The sequence below is a fragment of the Rhodococcus sp. BH4 genome (genome assembly GCF_002079265.1).
Lineage (GTDB): Bacteria > Actinomycetota > Actinomycetes > Mycobacteriales > Mycobacteriaceae > Rhodococcus_F > Rhodococcus_F qingshengii.
Genome location: NZ_CP014941.1, coordinates 151,650 through 169,198, shown reverse-complemented (window position 1 = coordinate 169,198; position 17,549 = coordinate 151,650). Strand labels below are relative to the sequence as shown.

The 17,549-nt window shown below is 63.4% G+C and carries 17 protein-coding genes; 11 read left to right on the top strand and 6 right to left on the bottom strand.

All coding sequences use genetic code 11. From position 1 onward, the window contains the following. Positions 1-22 precede the first annotated feature (22 nt). Entirely contained in the window at positions 23-706 is a 684-nt protein-coding gene (locus A0W34_RS00820) for a TetR/AcrR family transcriptional regulator (RefSeq protein WP_081557182.1), read from the top strand. Continuing rightward, positions 703-1,254, top strand: a complete 552-nt coding sequence (locus tag A0W34_RS00815; protein ID WP_081557181.1) for a GNAT family N-acetyltransferase — start codon at positions 703-705, stop codon at positions 1,252-1,254. Before A0W34_RS00820 ends, A0W34_RS00815 begins: the two co-directional genes overlap by 4 nt. Here the strand turns inward: A0W34_RS00815 and A0W34_RS00810 are convergent. From A0W34_RS00810 to A0W34_RS00800, 3 genes are read right to left on the bottom strand one after another with little or no spacing between them, the layout of a single operon-like run. Continuing rightward, positions 1,232-2,689 carry an HNH endonuclease signature motif containing protein gene (locus A0W34_RS00810; RefSeq protein ID WP_081557180.1) on the bottom strand — a complete coding sequence of 486 codons (1,458 nt, stop codon included), beginning with the start codon at positions 2,687-2,689 and terminating at the stop codon, positions 1,232-1,234. The genes A0W34_RS00815 and A0W34_RS00810 overlap by 23 nt on opposite strands. Before the next feature lie 35 nt (positions 2,690-2,724). After that, a complete protein-coding gene (locus A0W34_RS00805; protein ID WP_054188682.1) occupies positions 2,725-3,375 on the bottom strand; it encodes a DUF6308 family protein in 651 nt (216 codons plus the stop codon). Then, positions 3,368-3,958, bottom strand: a complete 591-nt coding sequence (locus A0W34_RS00800; protein WP_054188683.1) for a hypothetical protein — start codon at positions 3,956-3,958, stop codon at positions 3,368-3,370. Before A0W34_RS00800 ends, A0W34_RS00805 begins: the two co-directional genes overlap by 8 nt. 158 nt (positions 3,959-4,116) lie before the next feature. Between A0W34_RS00800 and A0W34_RS00795 the strand changes: the two genes are divergently transcribed. Beyond that, the gene (locus A0W34_RS00795; RefSeq protein ID WP_003944195.1) at positions 4,117-4,884 is read left to right on the top strand and encodes an SDR family NAD(P)-dependent oxidoreductase; all 768 of its coding nucleotides are present in this window, start codon (positions 4,117-4,119) and stop codon (positions 4,882-4,884) included. A gap of 55 nt (positions 4,885-4,939) precedes the next feature. Here the strand turns inward: A0W34_RS00795 and A0W34_RS00790 are convergent, their stop codons facing one another. Continuing rightward, complete coding sequence (locus A0W34_RS00790; protein ID WP_081557179.1) at positions 4,940-7,267, bottom strand: putative bifunctional diguanylate cyclase/phosphodiesterase; 2,328 nt, start codon at positions 7,265-7,267, stop codon at positions 4,940-4,942. 138 nt (positions 7,268-7,405) lie between these two features. Beyond that, positions 7,406-8,962 carry a TM0106 family RecB-like putative nuclease gene (locus tag A0W34_RS00785; protein ID WP_081558732.1) on the bottom strand — a complete coding sequence of 519 codons (1,557 nt, stop codon included), beginning with the start codon at positions 8,960-8,962 and terminating at the stop codon, positions 7,406-7,408. A 124-nt stretch (positions 8,963-9,086) separates the two neighbouring features. Between A0W34_RS00785 and A0W34_RS00780 the strand changes: the two genes are divergently transcribed. From A0W34_RS00780 to cysC, 8 genes are all read left to right on the top strand, one after another. Further along, positions 9,087-9,740 carry a DUF6474 family protein gene (locus tag A0W34_RS00780; protein ID WP_003944178.1) on the top strand — a complete coding sequence of 218 codons (654 nt, stop codon included), beginning with the start codon at positions 9,087-9,089 and terminating at the stop codon, positions 9,738-9,740. Positions 9,741-9,754: 14 nt separating this feature from the next. Continuing rightward, entirely contained in the window at positions 9,755-10,270 is a 516-nt protein-coding gene (locus A0W34_RS00775) for a hypothetical protein (RefSeq protein ID WP_030535865.1), read from the top strand. A gap of 49 nt (positions 10,271-10,319) precedes the next feature. Further along, the gene (locus A0W34_RS00770; RefSeq protein ID WP_003944147.1) at positions 10,320-10,994 is read left to right on the top strand and encodes a YcnI family copper-binding membrane protein; all 675 of its coding nucleotides are present in this window, start codon (positions 10,320-10,322) and stop codon (positions 10,992-10,994) included. Next, positions 10,994-11,512, top strand: coding sequence for a copper resistance CopC family protein (locus A0W34_RS00765; protein ID WP_064073620.1), 519 nt, complete (start codon positions 10,994-10,996; stop codon positions 11,510-11,512). Before A0W34_RS00770 ends, A0W34_RS00765 begins: the two co-directional genes overlap by 1 nt. Positions 11,513-11,516: 4 nt before the next feature. After that, positions 11,517-12,458, top strand: a complete 942-nt coding sequence (locus tag A0W34_RS00760) for a copper resistance D family protein (RefSeq protein WP_003944164.1) — start codon at positions 11,517-11,519, stop codon at positions 12,456-12,458. Positions 12,459-12,580: 122 nt separating this feature from the next. Beyond that, on the top strand, positions 12,581-13,390 hold the full coding sequence (gene stf0 / locus A0W34_RS00755; protein ID WP_007735934.1) for a trehalose 2-sulfotransferase: 810 nt from the start codon (positions 12,581-12,583) through the stop codon (positions 13,388-13,390). After that, the gene (cysD, locus tag A0W34_RS00750; protein WP_081557178.1) at positions 13,387-14,301 is read left to right on the top strand and encodes a sulfate adenylyltransferase subunit CysD; all 915 of its coding nucleotides are present in this window, start codon (positions 13,387-13,389) and stop codon (positions 14,299-14,301) included. The genes stf0 and cysD overlap by 4 nt, the downstream gene beginning before the upstream one ends. Further along, on the top strand, positions 14,301-16,181 hold the full coding sequence (cysC, locus tag A0W34_RS00745) for an adenylyl-sulfate kinase (protein WP_073513186.1): 1,881 nt from the start codon (positions 14,301-14,303) through the stop codon (positions 16,179-16,181). The genes cysD and cysC overlap by 1 nt, the downstream gene beginning before the upstream one ends. Here cysC and A0W34_RS00740 read toward each other — a convergent pair. Continuing rightward, positions 16,178-17,548 (bottom strand): sulfatase family protein, encoded by a 1,371-nt coding sequence (locus tag A0W34_RS00740; RefSeq protein ID WP_003944134.1) that lies wholly within the window; start codon positions 17,546-17,548, stop codon positions 16,178-16,180. The genes cysC and A0W34_RS00740 overlap by 4 nt on opposite strands. Position 17,549 lies beyond the last annotated feature (1 nt).

Here is a 17,549-nt window from a genome sequence, read left to right as displayed (position 1 = left end):
CGGGGTGAGTATCGTTCGATTTATGACAAAAACAGCCGAGTCGGCGCAGCCCGACGGGCGCAGCACTCGCTGGAACGATCACAAGGAGCAGCGCAAAGCGCGAATCCTCGACGCAGCACTCGATGCAGTCAACGAAGGTGGCGCCGACGTCGGCGTCCAGCAGATCGCCGAGCGCGCCGACGTCCCCCGCTCTGTTGTCTACCGGATTTTCAAGGATCGAGCCGACCTCGACGAGCAGCTGCGAGTCCGCATCCTCGAGATGATGATGACCGACCTGGCCCCCACTCTCACGCCGAAGGGCACCGTCGGCGAGGCCATCTCACGGGCCGTCGAGACCTACCTTCAGTGGATTGTGAAATATCCACGACTGCACCACTTTTTAGGCAAGGGCTCGCCGAGTACGCGGGCCACCGGTTCGAAAGTGGTGACCGGAACCAAGACGGCCATCGCCGTCCAATTGGGAAATTTGTTGGGCACGATCCTCACCAGCCGTGGCAAACCGTCGAAGATGGCGGAGCCCTTGGCTTTCGGCGTCATCGGATTGGTCGACGTCAGCGTCAACCGTTGGCTCAGCCAGCCGGGTTCCGATGTGTCCAGTGCGGAATTGGCCGAGTTCCTGGGGCGCTCCATCTGGCAGGTTCTCGACGGCAATCTCCGGAGCATCGGCGTCGACATAACGCTGTCGACTCCGATCGCCGACCTGTGACAGTCACCGAACTACCCTGGACACTCGACGGACGGGGACTTCAACTGGTCCAGGTTCCATCACTCGCCCTGCACGCACTGGGTGAAGACAACGCCACTCTTGCAATGGAACTCGCACCCGACCTCCTGACCCCGTATCTCCTCGGCGAAGAATGCCAGGGCTTGTGGCGCTACCGGAGCAAGCAGATAGCAGAGAATCCCCTCGACAGCGCGTGGATCACCCGCATCGCCGTCGATGCCCGCACCTCGACGCCGGTGGGGTTGGCCGGATTCCATGGTCGTCCCGATGCGCGCGGGATGGTGGAGGTCGGATATCGCATCGACCCGGCGTTCCGGCGCCAGGGCTACGCACGGGCCGCCCTCGAGATACTTCTCGACGTCGCGAGTCGCGAATCCGAAGTACACACCGTTCGAGCGACCATCAGTCCGGACAACATCGCATCACGAAATCTGATCAGCCAGTACAATTTTTGCGAAGTCGGTGAGCAGTGGGACGAAGAAGACGGTCTGGAAACCATCTTCGAAGTCAGATCCTCTCCGGAACCGTGACAGCCGTCAACCCGCTGGTTTTATCGGTCCAGTGAATGGCACGGTCCTCCAGCATCACCGGCGTCCACAACCTGTATGTCTTCACCTGATGGTGATGACGACACAGGCATTGGAGGTTGCTCGCAATGGTCCACCCACCGCGTCTCGGATCGGAAGGATCGAACTCGGTGATGTGGTCGAGTTGGCACCTGTTCGCGGGCACCGAACAACCAGGGAACCGGCAGTGACCGTCGACGGCCCGCACCAATGCGGCCAGAGCCGCTCCCGGAGCATAGGTCAGCGCGCCGGGAGGCGGATCGGGTTGGGTGCCATGCCCATCCGATCTTCGAACGATGTCCGGGGATCGCGCGACCAACCGTTGCATCGCCCGAATCCGATCCCCGCAGCCGTTCGGTTCGCGACTTGGGCGATCACGTCGGGTGACAAGCGGCAGGACAGTCGGAGCATGCTGCCGACGCGGTCGGTTCCCCGCGGCCTGGGCGCGGAAATCAACGAACAAGGCCTGCCAGGTGGAATCAGCGGCGAGCTCGCGAGCAAAATCAGGATCGATCGGCCCGTATCCGTCGATGCTCGCGGGATCTGACATCAATCCGAGGAGCGTCGCCAGATCACACACGATGTGCAACAACGGCTTCCGACGTGATGATGCAGTCGATCGAGCTGCTGTGGATGCTGCCTCGCACGTTTCGCTGCCACACTGACAAGTCAGCCCCTGTTCGCCGTGCAGCAGAGCGACCAGTGCGTCGGCCCTACGGGTCGAGACATTTCGTGGATCGTGGTTGCAGACGCTTCCGGCGGCCTCGTTGATCAGGCCAAGCGCTTCGACGGCCTCGGTCGCGCTGAGTGTTGCCTGCAACTGGGCGAGTCCGTGACGGTCTGCTCGCGTGCGAACATCGCGGTGTTCCAGCATCTTCCGGCGACGTTCGGCGGCAGCATCCGGATCGTAGGCAAAGAGCTGGCGCTCGATGTCGCGCTCCAGTTGCCCGGGCGGAAGACGGTGCGCCGAGGCAAGTACCCGGCGCTCGAGTGCTGCGATCGCCTCGGGGTCGACCCCGGTGAGTCCGTCGACAATCTTGCGCACACGCGCATAGTCCAGCTCGCCGGCAGCGAAGGCGGCCTTTGTGAACGGAAGGAACTCCCGCAGGGCATCACCGATCTCGATGTGGACTTCGGCAGTACGACGCGAGCACGTGAGCATGACCGCGATCTCGTTGCATGCGATCCGCCACGCCTTGTCGACATCACCGGACACGTCGAGTTCGGCGTTGAATCTCGACTCCGACAACATGGATGCACCGAGCACCTTTTGCGCGGCAAGCATGTTCTCGCTCTGCGCCGTCGCAAAGAGCATGTCCGGCAACATGAGTGGGTCGACGACAGGACAGCCGTCATCGACGGATGTCCCCACACCGCTCGTCAATCCCTTATCGAACATACATTCGACAATAGACCTGCCCACCGACAAGAAAGCTAGAGTGCCGGTTTGTATCCCTTACCCTGCATCCACGCCAGCACGTCCAACACCCTGATGACCGGAACGGATTCGTCGAGACCTGCTCGTGCACGTAGATCGAGGAGTCGACTCTGCAACTCGTCTTCCCGCATGGCTACGCGAACGGGTTCCAGGTGGGCCGACTTCGTTCCCAACTCCCGCCCGACGACGTCGTCGTAGATCGGGAAGAGTCGCGGACGCTTGCGCGCGATCAGTTTGGACGCCATGGTTCGCCCGACGCCGTGAATCTCTCGAAGCGCCGTCTCCAACCGCCACACCGGGGATTCCGGAGTGAAGGGATCGGGTTCGTTCGACAGATCGCGATCCGGGCCCACGTCCGCCAGGAGTCGGTTCAGTTCGGCATTGTTCTCCCCGAGCAGGAAGAAGGCTCCTTGCGCCGGAACCTGAACCGACAGAAGAGTCACCGCAACAAGATCTTCCGCGGTGAAGATGTTCGCATCACGATCGCGATTGCCACTGGGATCCCAGGAATCCCACAACGCACCGGTTCGGAGATAACCGGTCTTTCGGAGCGGCCTCGTGAAATATTCCTGCAGCACGTCGACCGCGCCGTCATCGTCCCCGTCTCGCAGCACACGCGGGAGTCGGATGGGCAACTGATCAAGCATGGTCGAGCGACCTTTCCAGTACATATTTGGCGAACCCGGCGTTGTGATACTGCCGAAATGGGCCCTTGCCCTTGGCAACAAGATGCTCCGCGAGCGGACGAACCGTCGTCATGTCGACGGGCAGTTGAGCAAACTGTTCCAACGCATCCGAGTCCTCGAGACTGCAGTCGATCACGGTCCCGTCGCCGTCGGCGGACGCCAACTCGGTGCGTCTGATGGCGACCAGATCGTGCTTGGCGTCGAGTTCTTCGATGCTGCAGCCGGTTCGCGATTCCAGTGCCGAACTGGATACGTAGACGGACATGACGTGCTCGATCGGCTTACCGCCGACCAGATGGCACTCGACGCTCAGAATCTCCATCGGACCGATATTGAGCGTGAACAAGCGATGGCGCTCCGCCGATCGGTTGGTCGACGGCAGGCAACTGATCGTCCACTGTTCGATCTCGACGGCGGCCGGAGCGTCGAACGCGTAGGAGAGAACCTCGGCAATCAGTTCGGCGAGATCTTCGAAGAGAGGGTCGCGCTGCAACCGCTCGAAATTCTCGACAGAAGCGGCGGGACGCACAGGCGCCTTGCTCACGCAGGTCCCCTCTCGTCCGGTGCTTTGCTCTCAGACCTCGCGTCCAAGGTACCCAGCCCTACGTGGGTCTCGCGCGTTCGCCCTCACATACACCCTCGCGTTATGGTTCTCGACACGTACCACCGCCTTACCGATCGCTAACTCGAGGAGCACACGAAGTGGAAATCAAGGGAACCGCAGCACTGGTCACCGGAGCGGCATCAGGCCTCGGCGCCGCAACAGCCAAGCGCCTCGCCGACGCCGGCGCTACCGTCTTCGGCCTGGATCTGCCCGCGTCGATCGAGCGCGCAGGCGACAACGTCCCCGCCGGCGTCACCCTCATCCCCACCGACGTGACCAGCGGCGAAGAGGTCGAAGCAGCGATCAACCAGATCGTCGAGTCGGGCTCCCCGCTGCGCATCGTCGTCAACTGTGCCGGTGTCGGCTGGGCCGGACGCATCCTGTCCAAGAAGGGTCCGCACGACCTCGAGCTGTTCCGCACGGTCATCACCGTCAATCTGCTCGGCACCTTCAACGTCATGCGCCTGGCCGCCGACGCCATCGCCAAGACCGAGGCCGTCGACGAGTCGGGTCAGCGCGGCGTCGTCATCAACACCGCTTCCGTTGCTGCCTTCGAAGGCCAGATCGGCCAGATCGCGTACTCCGCCTCCAAGGGCGGCGTGCACGGCATGACGGTTCCGGCTGCCCGTGACCTTGCGCAGTTCGGCATCCGCGTCAACACGATCGCTCCCGGCATCATCGACACCCCGATGCTCGCAGGCGTCACCGACGAGTACCGCAAGGGCCTCGAGGCCGGCGTTCCGTTCCCGTCGCGCCTGGGCCAGCCGTCCGAGTACGCGCAGCTCGCGCAGATGATCGTCGAGCACGACTACCTCAACGGCGAGACCATCCGCATGGACGGCGCACTGCGCATGGCGCCGCGCTAACCTCCCTGCTGTGCGCCTTTATTAACCGCCCGCGGTTAATAAAGGCGCACAGTTGTCAGAACGAATGAAAATACCCACCGTTAGAGTGGGCAGTTGCGCTGAGGTACTCGGCCACTTCCTTCGCCGGCATCGGTCGGCTGATGTAGTAACCCTGAACCAATTCGCAACCGGCGGTAAGCAAGAGCCTCAGCTGGTCGGCCGTCTCCACGCCTTCCGCCAATGACTGCATACCGAGCGCCTTCGCCACCTCGACCACCGAAGTGACAACTGCCGAATCACCCTCGCTCAGTTCGGTGATGAACGACCGGTCGATCTTGAGGATGTCCAACGGCAGTTTCTTCAAACTCTCGAAAGACGAATAGCCGGTTCCGAAGTCGTCCAGGGCAATCGCAATTCCGGTGGCACGCAGGCGATCCAACTCGGCGACGGCAAGCTCCTCCACTGCTCCCGTCTCTGTGATTTCCAGCTGAAGCCGTTTGCCGGACAGACCGCTTGCCTCCAGCGCATCGTTCACGGCCGATCCGAACCCGGACGACATCAGTTGCACCGGAGAGACGTTCACCGTCACGTAAGTGTCGTCGGGCCACGTCGCGGCTTCGGCGCACGCCATGTTCAGTACCTGAAGCCCCAGAGGGACTATCAGGCCGGTCTCCTCCGCGACATCGATGAAAATGTGCGGTGCAAGCACGCCCCGCACCGGGTGATTCCAGCGAAGCAGTGCCTCGAAACCCTCGACGCGGCCGGTGTCCGCACGAACCTGCGGTTGGTAGTACAGCTCGAACTGCCGAGACTCGATCGCAAGCCCAAGTTCTTGCAGGGCCGATGCTCGCTCCCTGGCCCGCGCCCGCAGCACCGGTGAGTATCTTCCTACCCGGTTCTTGCCGGCGGATTTTGCCGCATACAGCGCCAGGTCGGCGGACATGACAAGCGTGTCCGCGTCTTCGGAATCTGCGGGTGCGCCGGCATAGCCGATCGATGCACGAACCTCGATGCGATTCCCCCGCACGTAAAACGGCTCGCGCAATGTATCCAGATAGCGAGCGAACACCTCTCCGCCGTCCCCTGTTCCCCGCAAGACGACGCCGAATTCGTCACCACCGATTCGCGCACACATGGCGCCGTCGACCACCCGATTGAGCCGTGCAGCAACGGAAATCAACAATTTGTCACCGACAGGGTGCCCTAACGTGTCGTTCACCGACTTGAAATTGTCCAGGTCGAGGATTCCGACAAGGACTTCCTCGCCGGTTCGGACGGTGCCGAGCGCGTCGGACAGCTCCGAGCCGAACGTCCGGCGATTCGGGAGCCCGGTCAGTCCGTCGGTTGCAGCAAGCCACAGAATTCGCCGCTCGTAGTTGTACTTCTCGGTGATGTCCGAGCCCACGCCTCGCCAACCCACGAACTCCGTGGCCTCGGATAGCCTGGGATGACCCGACAGAGACCACCATCGGTCGACGCCGTCGACACGAACGGGAATGACGACCTCTCGAAACGGCATGAGGCGGTCGAGGTGATCTCCGATGACCTGGACCGCGGCTCGGCCACTCTTCGTCGAACCCACGTCGAGCCGATCCAACAATCCGCGCAGCGACAGGGTTCGCAAGTCGGAGACGGGAACTCCCGAGATCTGCGACAGCCGAGCGGAGGTGTGCGACAACGTCCCGGTGGTGTCGACTTCCCACAGCCAGTCGCGTGACCCACCCTCGAAATCGTCGAGAAGCAAACTGACCGTCTGGCGCTCGGCAGCAGCCTCGAACTCGGCAAGACAACGACTTCGGAACGACGCCCAGAGGTACACGACGCCGATAATCAGTGTCACCGAGTACACGACCAACTGGAACGAGAGGACAGCGTATTCCGTGGTTCTCTTGGGCAGGATAACGACGAGCAATCCGATGCTGTGCACCAGAATCCACGCTACCGCTATCGACCGAACCGTCGACAATGCTACGGCGCCGGCGCCCATGACTCCGGCGAATGTCGCTAGAAGCACAAGCTTTCGCGAGTTGTCCGTCACGGGAAGCATCGCGGCGGCGAGAACGACAAGCAGAAGCCCGAGCAGGATCACCTCGAGCATGAGCGCCCAGTAGTCGTACTTCGTCGTATGTTTGGGCGTGTACCGGCCCTTCAGGACGACTCGCGGTATCCAGACGCGCACCGAATTGAGGACGACCAAGAAGGCCGCAGAACCCCAGATCACCCGAAACTCGTTGTGACCGGGGGGTACGACATACACAAGCAAAGCGCACACGCTGAGTACATTGACCATGTTGGCCAGTGGCGCGACCGTCGTCACCTGCAGTATCTGGCGTGCGAAGAGGTCGCGCCGCTCGACGTCAGACAGTTCGGCGTCGCTCGCACTCGAAGTCAGCCTGCTCAGCATGCAACACCCTCCATCGTGGAGCCGACCAGATGAAGGTAGCGCGGATGCGGGTTCCGGACACACGATGACGAGAAACTACGAGTTGAAACATACTGTTAAATAGGATGTTTCAGACAATCGCGACAGAACGGATCAGCGCTACAACTCGGAAGCCAGCGGAATTTCCTTCTCCGCGCGGTCCGTCATCCACTCACGGAGGACCTTGGTGGCAATGACGTCGTCCTCGTTGTACTGCAGGATGCGTGTCCGCTGCGTCTCGTCCGGCTCACCGTCGTAGCCGACCGCCTCGCGGTACCACGCCATCGACGCTTCACCCCCGGCCTCGGCGTCACGCCAGTTGAATCCGGCAACGGGGGCAATCTTCTTGAGTCCCTTGCCGTTCGGGCAGATGAACTGATCACTCACCGCTTGATAGATGTCGACCCACTGCGGACTGTCGATGAACTCGCGGATCTCGTCCTTACTCGGAATCCCGGGTTCACCGGCAAACCTGCGCGCCGAGTCCAACAACCATTTGTCCTCGGCCGAACGCGAATAGCAGTACGCGGCAAAGGTTTTACCCGAAGCGGCGGCTGCGGCACGCTCCGCCATCAGCCAGCCCCAGAACTCTGCGAACGACCGCGCCTCGTCACGTGTCGGCAACGGGTCCCACGTCGCAAATCCTCGATACATCGAGAAGCCACCGACATTGAGCAACGTCCCCCACAGGTAGGCGCCGTGCTCCTGATAGCTCTCCATGTCGACGTCGATCTCGATGTCCGCCCGAGTCACCGAGATTTTCTCGAACCGCCGCACCAACGGAGCATCCACCAACCACGCCTTGGCGATCACTACTGCGTCGTCGAAATTTCCGTGCGGCCAATCCTCTAGCGGCTCACCGTCCCAGGCGGCCAGCTGATCGATCGTGTTGCAGCCCACGTCGCGCAGAAGCTCGGCCCGCGATCCGACAGCCACCAGGCTGACGTCGCGGTTGCGGACCAACTCCTGCTTGCATTCGGTCCACCACGGACACGACTTGCACTCGCTCACCTGTGACGGAGACGTCAGCACCTCACCGCGGGCCACAGCGATACGGTCGGCGAAACGCTCGTCGTAATCGTCGAGAACGGCACTGAGGTCGTGAACGAGGATGCAGTCTCCGTTGTATCCGATCGCCCCGGCCGTGAGCGACGGGCTCGCCAGCCCACGACGCTCGAGCATCCGATAGACCTGCGCGACGCGCATCTGATCGCGGACCTGACTGCGGACCTTGCGTTTGGGATCGACCACGGGCTCCCATTCGAAGAGCCCCGAGGTGATCGCGCCCTGACCCGGATCGGTCACCTTGTGATTGACGACAATGACGGGGATGTACCCACCACCCTCGTCGTCACGGATGAGCATTTCGCAGCGGCCCTTGCGTCCGGTGTCGCGCTCGACCGGCAAGACCGCGCCCCAGATCCGGTCCGCGCCGGCCTCACAGGCAGCCAAGGTGTCGCGAGCCTGAGCCGACGCCGATTGATCAGGGTTGATCTTCACCCAACGCTCGGGAGCAGCGCCGATCACGAGTTCGGCGATCTCCGCGCGCTTCGCGATCGCGGCATCCTGGCGCTGCTTGATGCCGGTGTCGACGGGTTCCGAAGCCGATTTCCCGGGAAACAACCCGTCCAGACGCACCCGATGACGGCATCGGGTCAACGCCCCCGAATCGATGATCGGGAGCTGGGGCGCGGGGTTGTTAACGGAACACACGATGACGAAGATTATGTGCTCCCCTAGGCTGAAGCCGAAGCGCAGGTACCTGGCAACACACAAACACCTGGAAACGGGGTCCTTTTCGATGGGGTTGTTCAAGAAGCGAAAGTCTCGTGCCACCCGCAAGGCGGAGGCAAAGGCTCTCAAGCACAAGGCTGAGGTCGAGGCGAAGCTCAACGCCAAGAGCCAGCGTAAGCGCGACAAGGTCGAGACCAAGTCGCTCAAGAAGCTGGAGAAAGCCGAGATCGAGTCACAGCACAAGATCGAAAAGGCGCAGATCGCGACCCTGAAGGCGCAGGAGAAGGCCGCTGCGAATCAGGGCCTGACCGTCGCCAAGGTGCGTAAGTACCTGGGAGTGGCACGTCTGCTTGCCCCCGTTCTCCTGCCGATCGCTTACCGCGCAGCCACGGCGGTGCGCGCCCAGCTCGACACCACGCGTGCACAGAAGATGGGCATCGCCGTCGACCAGCTCGGTGACTACACCGGTCACGGCGCGAAGTTGAGCGCTCGTATCGCCGGCGCCGAGAGCTCGGTCACCGAGATCCTCAGCCGCAAGCCCGACGACGCGGAGACGCAGCGTTTCGCCGCCGCCATCCGTGAGCGCCTCGGCGACCTCAGCACGGCAGTTCGCGCTGCCGAGCAGATGCCGCAGGCTCGCCGTAAAGCAGCTCACCAGGCGATTTCTTCCGAACTCGACGGCGTCGAAGCAGATCTGCTCGCACGTCTCGGCGTGCGCTAGACCTGAGAACTCCAGTGAGAGCAGCCGAGCAGACCGCGACCCTCCGGGGGACAGCTGTCGGTTCCGCTTCGGCTGCTCTCGCTGTCGCCGCGCACGGGATCGGCGGAGGCGAGCTGCCACAGTCGTCGTCGCTGACCCTGTTGCTCGCCGTCTGCGCAACCGTCGGCGCCGTGACGGCCACCCTTCCCGCCCTCTCACGGGGGCCCGCTGCCTTGATCGTTGCTCTGGGTCTGGGTCAGTTGGCCGCGCACACCACCATGACGCTCTCCGAGCACGCTCATTCGCCCGCTCCGGGATTGGTGATGCTCGGTGCTCACGCCAGTGCCACCGTCGCTTGTGCGGTGGCGGTCCTGGCCGCCGAGCGCCTCTACCGAGTTGTCACCCACGCTCTCCACGTCGTCCTGGCGTCTCTGGCTCCCGCCGCTGTCACTTCCCGCGGCCACACCGTCTCGACCGGAATCCATCACGGACCTGTCGACGCTCTACTTCGCGCCAGCATCTCGCGGCGCGGTCCTCCTGCCCTGGTCTGAAGATTCGTAGAATGCCCCCCTTCACCAGACCAAGAGGACACTTCCCGACATGAAGAACACCCTGATTTCGCGCGCGGTTGTCACGACCGTCGCTACCGGCAGCGCCGTGCTGCTGGCCGCCGGAATTGCTTCAGCACACGTCAGCGTCGTCGCACCAGGAGCTGCGCAGGGCGGATACTCCGTTCTCACGTTCCGCGTGCCCACCGAATCCGACACCGCTTCGACCACCAAACTGACGGTGGCGCTCCCCGACCTCAAGTCGGCACGCACCGAACCGATGCCCGGCTGGACCGCCGTCGTGGAGAAGGACCCCACCTCGTTGGTCGCCAAGTCCGTGACGTGGACCGCCGACCCCGGCGTCGGAATCGCCCCCGGCCAGTTCCAGCAGTTCGTCCTTTCTGCCGGCCCGCTGCCGGAGCAGGACGAGGTCGAGTTCAAGGCCGTCCAGACGTACAGCGACGGCAACGTCGTCAACTGGGATCAGGAAGAGCTTGCCGACGGCAGCGAGCCGGACAAGCCCGCCCCGACGCTGACTCTCGCCGCGTCCACCGGCGATGCCCACGGAGCCCCCTCTGCCGATAACACTGCCGAGACGTCCGCCGCATCCGAAGCCTCTGACTCTTCGTCGGACAACACCGCCCGCTGGCTCGGCGGCGTCGGCCTGGTGCTCGGCGCGTTGGGCGCTGCACTCGGCCTCGGCGCACTGGTCAGGAGCAAGCGCTGATGAGTACCCGGATCAAGGTCATCACCGTCGGCATGCTCGCGATGCTGGCCACGATGCTCGGAATGGGCACGGCCAGTGCACACTCCGCGGTGGTCGGCTCCAACCCGGAAAACGGTGCGTCCATTCAAGTTGCGCCTGACACGGTTTCGGTCACGTTCAACGAGGCTCTGCAGGCACAGTTCGCGGCGCTGACCGTCACCGGCCCGGACGGCAACCTCTGGACCAAGAGCGATCCGTCCGTCGAAGGACCCACTGTCAGTGCAGACCTCGGCGATCTCGGGCCGACCGGCGTCTACACCATCGCGTACCGCGTCACCTCCGCTGACGGTCACCCCGTCAACGGAACCCTGACGTTCACCCTCACCGAGGCGGGGTCGGGCACTCCCGGCGCTGCCGCCGCGTCGAGTACGGGTGAGTCGGAGTCCGGCAGCATGCCGGTGTGGATCTTCATCGTCGCCGGCGTCGTCGTGTTCGGCGGTGCGCTGTTCTTCGTGCTCCGTAAGCCGAAGTCGAGCTGATCGCGTGACGGGTACGGCAAACAGGTGGTGGTTGCTGTTTGCCGTACCCACAGCTCTGCTGGGAGTCCTGATCGCCTGGGGCCTCGCCAGCCCGTCGGGACCCGAATCGTCGAGCACGGTCCGCGTTCTCGCGATCGGATGTGGTTCGTTGACGCTCGGCATCGCGACGCTCGCCTGGATGGGCCGCAGTGAACGCCGCCCGGCAACAACCCCCGCCGTCATGTGGACTCAGCTCACCGCGGTGGCAGCAGTGTGGCTCGTCGCCGAGATCACGCTCCTCGTGCTCAATGCCGCAGCGGCCGACGGCGCCCCGGTCACCTCGCTGACCATCGGGCACTTCGGCGCATTCGTCTCCGAGGTCAACGTCGGCCGCGTCGGCGTCGCGATCATCGCGTGCGCGTTTGCCGTCGTCTGTTACGGCATCTACGGATTCACCAATCCCGAGACGGTGCCCGTCGCACCGGCATTGGTCGTCTCCGCGTTGGCGCTCGCTGCCCGCCCGATCACCGGGCACATGGCGCAGCAGAGCTTCGGATCGATCCTCGACGCCGTTCACGTCCTCGCTGCGGCCTTGTGGTTCGGCGTGCTCGCCGCACTCGCGCTTGCCGTACCGTCGCGCGGTGCCTGGGCGATCTGGTTGCCCAAGTACTCCGCTCTCGCCTGGCGATGCGTCCTCGCGCTGGTCGTCACCGGTATCGTCAACGCCGTCGTGCGACTCGACTCACTCTCCGCCTTCTACGACACCGCATACGGCCGGGTGATCCTCGCCAAGATCGTGGCGATCGGACTGCTCGTCGCCCTGGGATGGTGGTGGCGCCGGACATGGGTGGTCGCGAGCGCTGCACACCGCATGAGTTCGGACGGATCCCTGCGTCGCGCCATCGGTGAAGTTGTCTTCATGGCCATCGCATTCGGGCTTGCCGCGGCCCTTGCGACAACTGCGTAAGACGTGCCTCAGCGCGACATTTCGTGACCCGCACATTTAACGTTTCACGTCGAGATTTAACCTCTACGTGAGTTTATTTTCCCAGCTTGCGGCGGTTTCCGGCCCCCCTTAGCGTTGCTCGCATGACGGAGGCCCAACGCTCGTTTCTCGTCTGCGCTTCGCAGCGCAGCGGCAGTACTTTGCTGGTCGAATCCCTGCGAGCAACCGGGGTCGCGGGTGAGCCGGAAGAGTTCTTCCAGTACCTCCCCGAGACCTCGCGATCGCCGCAACCGAGGCAGTGGTTCGAAGACGTCACGGACGAGTCCGTCCTGGGTCTGCTAGCCCCGTTCCACCCGGGCACGCCGGACACTCGCACCTCCGAACAGTGGCGCACACAACTTCTCGAACTCGGCCGAACCCCCAACGGAGTCTGGGGCGGCAAGCTGATGTGGAACCAGACGCCGCTCCTACTCGATCGCGCGGCCGGATTGCCCTGGCGCAGTGGGACGGACCTACGTTCCGCACTCCACGACACCCTCGATCACGACCTGCAATTCATCCACGTCTATCGAGAAGATGTCGTCGCTCAAGCTGTGTCGATGTGGCGCGCCGTGCAGACACAGGTTTGGCGCGACGACGCGACTCCACCGAATCTCTCGGACGGTGCGCAGTACAACGCAGTCGGAATCGCGCACCTGGTGACGATTCTCGGTGAGCAGGAACGCCAATGGAAGCGCTGGTTCGAGGAAGAGGACATCTCTCCCATCGAAGTCGGGTTCCGCGATCTCACCGAAGACCCGCAGTCCGTGGTCGCAAAAACCCTTATCTCCCTCGGCCTCGACGGACAACTGGCCCCGCCACCGCCGCTGCGTCGTCAGAGCGACGGACGATCCCGCGAATGGGTGCAGCGTTATCGCATCGACGCCGAACAGAACGGATATCCCGTCACATGAGCACCGTCACCGATGTCGTCGACGAACTCCGAGTTCTCGAATCCGAAGCGGTTCACATCATTCGAGAGGTGGTGGCAGAACTCGAGAGACCGGTACTGCTCTTCTCGGCCGGCAAGGACTCGATAGTCCTGCTTCGGCTGGCCGAGAAGGCGTTTCGGCCCTCCCCACTCCCTTTCCCGGTCCTGCACGTCGACACCGGTCACAATTTCGAGGAGGTCATCGAATTTCGCGACCGTCGAATCAAGGAGGGCTGGCACACACTTCTGGTTGCTTCCGTTCAGGATTCGATCGACCAGGGCAGAGTGCAGGAGTCGACCGAGACCGGCGGATCGCGAAACCGCCTGCAGACCAGAACCCTGCTCGACGCTCTCGAAGCTGGAAGGTTCGACGCCGCGTTCGGTGGCGCCCGCCGGGACGAGGAACGTGCGCGCGCCAAGGAAAGAGTCCTCAGCTTCCGTGACGAGTTCGGCCAGTGGGACCCGCGAGCGCAACGGGCCGAACCGTGGTCGCTCTACAACGGTCGGATCAGACGCGGCGAGTCCGTTCGTGTCTTCCCGCTGAGCAACTGGACCGAGCTCGACATCTGGCGCTACATAGCCCAGGAGGAACTGGAACTGCCGTCCATCTATTTCGCGCACCAGCGGAGGGTATTCGAGCGCGACGGAATGCTCCTCGCTGCTTCCGAATTCAGCACCGACGCCGAGAACGCCGCGGCAACGACCGAGTGGGTGCGATATCGAACCGTCGGCGATCTGACCATCACCGGCGCCGTTCGATCGCACGCCACCACTATCGACGACGTCGTCACCGAAATCTCGGCCGCGACGGTTTCCGAACGAGGCGAGACTCGCGCAGACGACCGAACGTCGGTCGCCGCGATGGAAGACCGAAAGCGTGAGGGCTACTTCTGATGACGACCACCATCACTCGCCAACTCCTGCGACTGGCCACGGCGGGTAGCGTCGACGACGGCAAGAGCACGCTGATCGGCCGACTGTTGCATGACACCGACAGTCTGCCAACCGATCACCTCGATTCCGTGACCGACGAGCACGGTGTCGCCGACCTGGCTGCACTCTCCGACGGACTACGTGCCGAGCGTGAACAGGGCATCACGATCGACGTCGCGTACCGATTCTTCTCCACTCCGACCAGAAGTTACGTACTCGCCGACACCCCGGGGCACGAACGCTACACGCGCAACATGTTCACCGGAGCATCCAATGCTCACGTAGCGGTCCTGCTGGTCGACGCGAGGACCGGCGTGCTGCGTCAGACCCGTCGGCACGCCAGAATCGCCGCACTGCTCGGTGTTCCGAACCTTGTAGCCGTGGTGAACAAGATCGATCTGGTGGACTTCGACGAAGCGAGATTCGCTCAGGTGCAGGAAGAATTGCGGGCCTTGGCACGGCAAGTCGGACGCGAGGACGTACTCGCCATACCGGTCTCCGCGAAAGCCGGCGACAATGTCGTGACGCGGTCCGAGAACACCGCGTGGTACGAGGGGCCGACGCTCCTCGAGTACCTCGAAGGCGTCGAACTCCATGCGCCCGCGACGCACATCGAGGAGCTTCGGCTTCCCGTGCAATGGGTTTCGCGCCCCGATCCGCAGAATCGTCGCCGGTACACCGGCCGGATCTCGGCAGGCACACTGAGCGTCGGAGACGAGGTAGTGGTCCTGCCGTCCGGATCGAAGAGCACCGTGATCAGTCTGGACACTCTCGACGACAACCGCAGTACTGCCGTTGCACCACTGTCGGTTTCGGTGGAACTGGCCGACGACATCGACGTCGGACGTGGCGACGTTCTGGTCAGCGGCGGTGCGCAGGCTCATTTGCCGGTTCTGGCCCGAGAACTCGAAGCCACGATCTGCTGGTTGTCCAACACACCGTTGCGCGCGGGCGATCGGATAGCGCTCAAACACACGTCCCGGACCGTGCGAGCGACCGTCCAAGAACTGCACACCCGTCTCGATCCTGAAACGCTCGACGAGCAGGACAGCCCTGTCGAACTGGGACTCAACGATATCGGAACGGTCACGCTCCGAACCAGTTCCGTGGTGGTCGCCGACACCTACGACCACAATCGGGACTCTGGCGCCTTCATCCTGATCGACGAGCAGAGCAACGACACCGTCGGCGCAGGCACCATTCTCGAACCACGCGTCGTCGTTCCCGGCGAGCAGACCCGCAACGACATCAAGTGGCATCCGTCCTCACTCGAACGTCAACGGCGGTGGGCGTCTACCACCCAGAAGGGCGCGACGATCTGGCTGACCGGCCTGCCTGCCTCCGGAAAATCCACCGTCGCAGTCGCTGTCGAACGTGCGCTCGTCGACGCGGGACGCACCGCGTATCTCCTGGACGGTGACAACGTCCGCCACGGTATCTCCGACGATCTCGGGTTCTCGCCGGGAGACCGAGCCGAGAACATCCGACGCGTCGGGCATCTCACTCGACTGTTCGCCGACGCCGGCGTGGTGGCGATCGCGTCGATGGTTTCGCCGCTGCGTTCGGATCGAGCGATTGCGCGCGCTCTCAACGAAGCTGCCGGGCTCACTTTCCTCGAAGTTGCCGTCACCACTCCCGTCGAAGAATGCGAACGTCGAGATCCCAAGGGCCTGTACGCACGTGCGCGGGCGGGTGAACTGAAGGGGCTCACCGGAATCGACGCGCCTTACGAGACGCCGGAGGACCCGGACCTGGCATTCGACACAACCGGCGCTGACATCAACGAACTGGTCGAGCGGGTCATCGCATTGTTGGAGGAGCGCGAGACCGCAAGGCCCTAGGGGTTTTCGGTGTCCGACTCGAGGTAACCGCGGTCCGCACTGTAGGCGGACCGCACGTTGGGTCGGACACCGATCTTCTCGAGGTACGCCGCCATGCGGTGCACCGCCATCGCGCTTCCCAATGCCTCGTCCGGGAGACGATCATCGGTTTCGGCGCGCCACGTGTGAAGCTGCGAGGACAATTCCGCCTGAATTGCCGAGACTTCCGGTCGATCGATCAGATTGATCTTCTCGTCCGGGTCGGCACGGAGGTCGTACAGCTCCCGGGGTGCGCGTACCGCAAGATGCTCGGTGCCGAGCGCCTTTCCGGAAAGACTGTCCTCGATGTCGAGCGGTAGATCCAGAGCGGGGCGGACGGCGTAGTTCTCGATGTAGCTGTAGTCCTTGGTGCGCACCGCACGAATGGGATCGAAGCTGTCGTGAAAGGTCTTCTCCGTGAACAAGGAGGTACGAACGGGCTCGGACGGTTCGGTTCCGCGGTCGACGAGGGCATCGGCGTGCGAGCGCCCTTCCACCTCGGTGGGGACGTCGATTCCAAGCAGATCGAGAATGGTCGGAACAAGGTCCACACCGCTGAACAGTGTCTCGTATTCCTTTCCGCCACTGCGATACCGCGCGGGAGGCCGAGCGATCAAGGCAATACCGGTACCCGGGGCGTAGAGCGTCGACTTGGCACGCGGGAACGCCGCGCCGTGATCAGTGAGGAAGAAGACCCAGGTGTTCTCGTCGAGCCCCTCTTCCTCGAGGGTCGCGAGCAGTTCCCCCACCGCGGCGTCGGCCACCTCTACGCTGCCGTGGAATTCGGCCAGATCCTCGCGCACCTGTGGCACGTCCGGAAGGTATCCGGGGACCTCCAGGGCTGCGGTGTCCGCCGGGGTATAGCGATCGGCGGGGTACGGGCGATGCGTTTCGAAGAATCCCGTGGTGAGCAGGAACGGCTCGGGCGGGAAGCGTCGTAGCCAGTTCTGGGCACGCGGAACCACGTAGTCGCAGAACGAGTTGGTGACGTCGTACTCGTGGTAGCCCAGTCGCTTCGGATACGCAGTCTCGTGCTGCATGCCGAAGAGCGAGGTGTACCAACCGTTGTCGGAGAGGATCTGCGGGAGCGTCTGCACCTCAGCGTGGTACTCCCAGCCGTGGTGCGCCAACCCGATCAGACCGTTGTTGTGCGGATACCTGCCCGAGAAGAGCGATCCGCGCGAAGGCGAGCACAGCGGCGCCGTCGCGTGTGCGTCGGTGAACCGGATGCCTTCTGCCGCCAGCCGGTCGAGATGGGGGCTGTTGACCCCGGCGACACCGTAACTCGCGAGGTGCCGCCCCAGGTCGTGCCAATGAATGATCAGGACGTTATCTCGCGCAGCCGACACG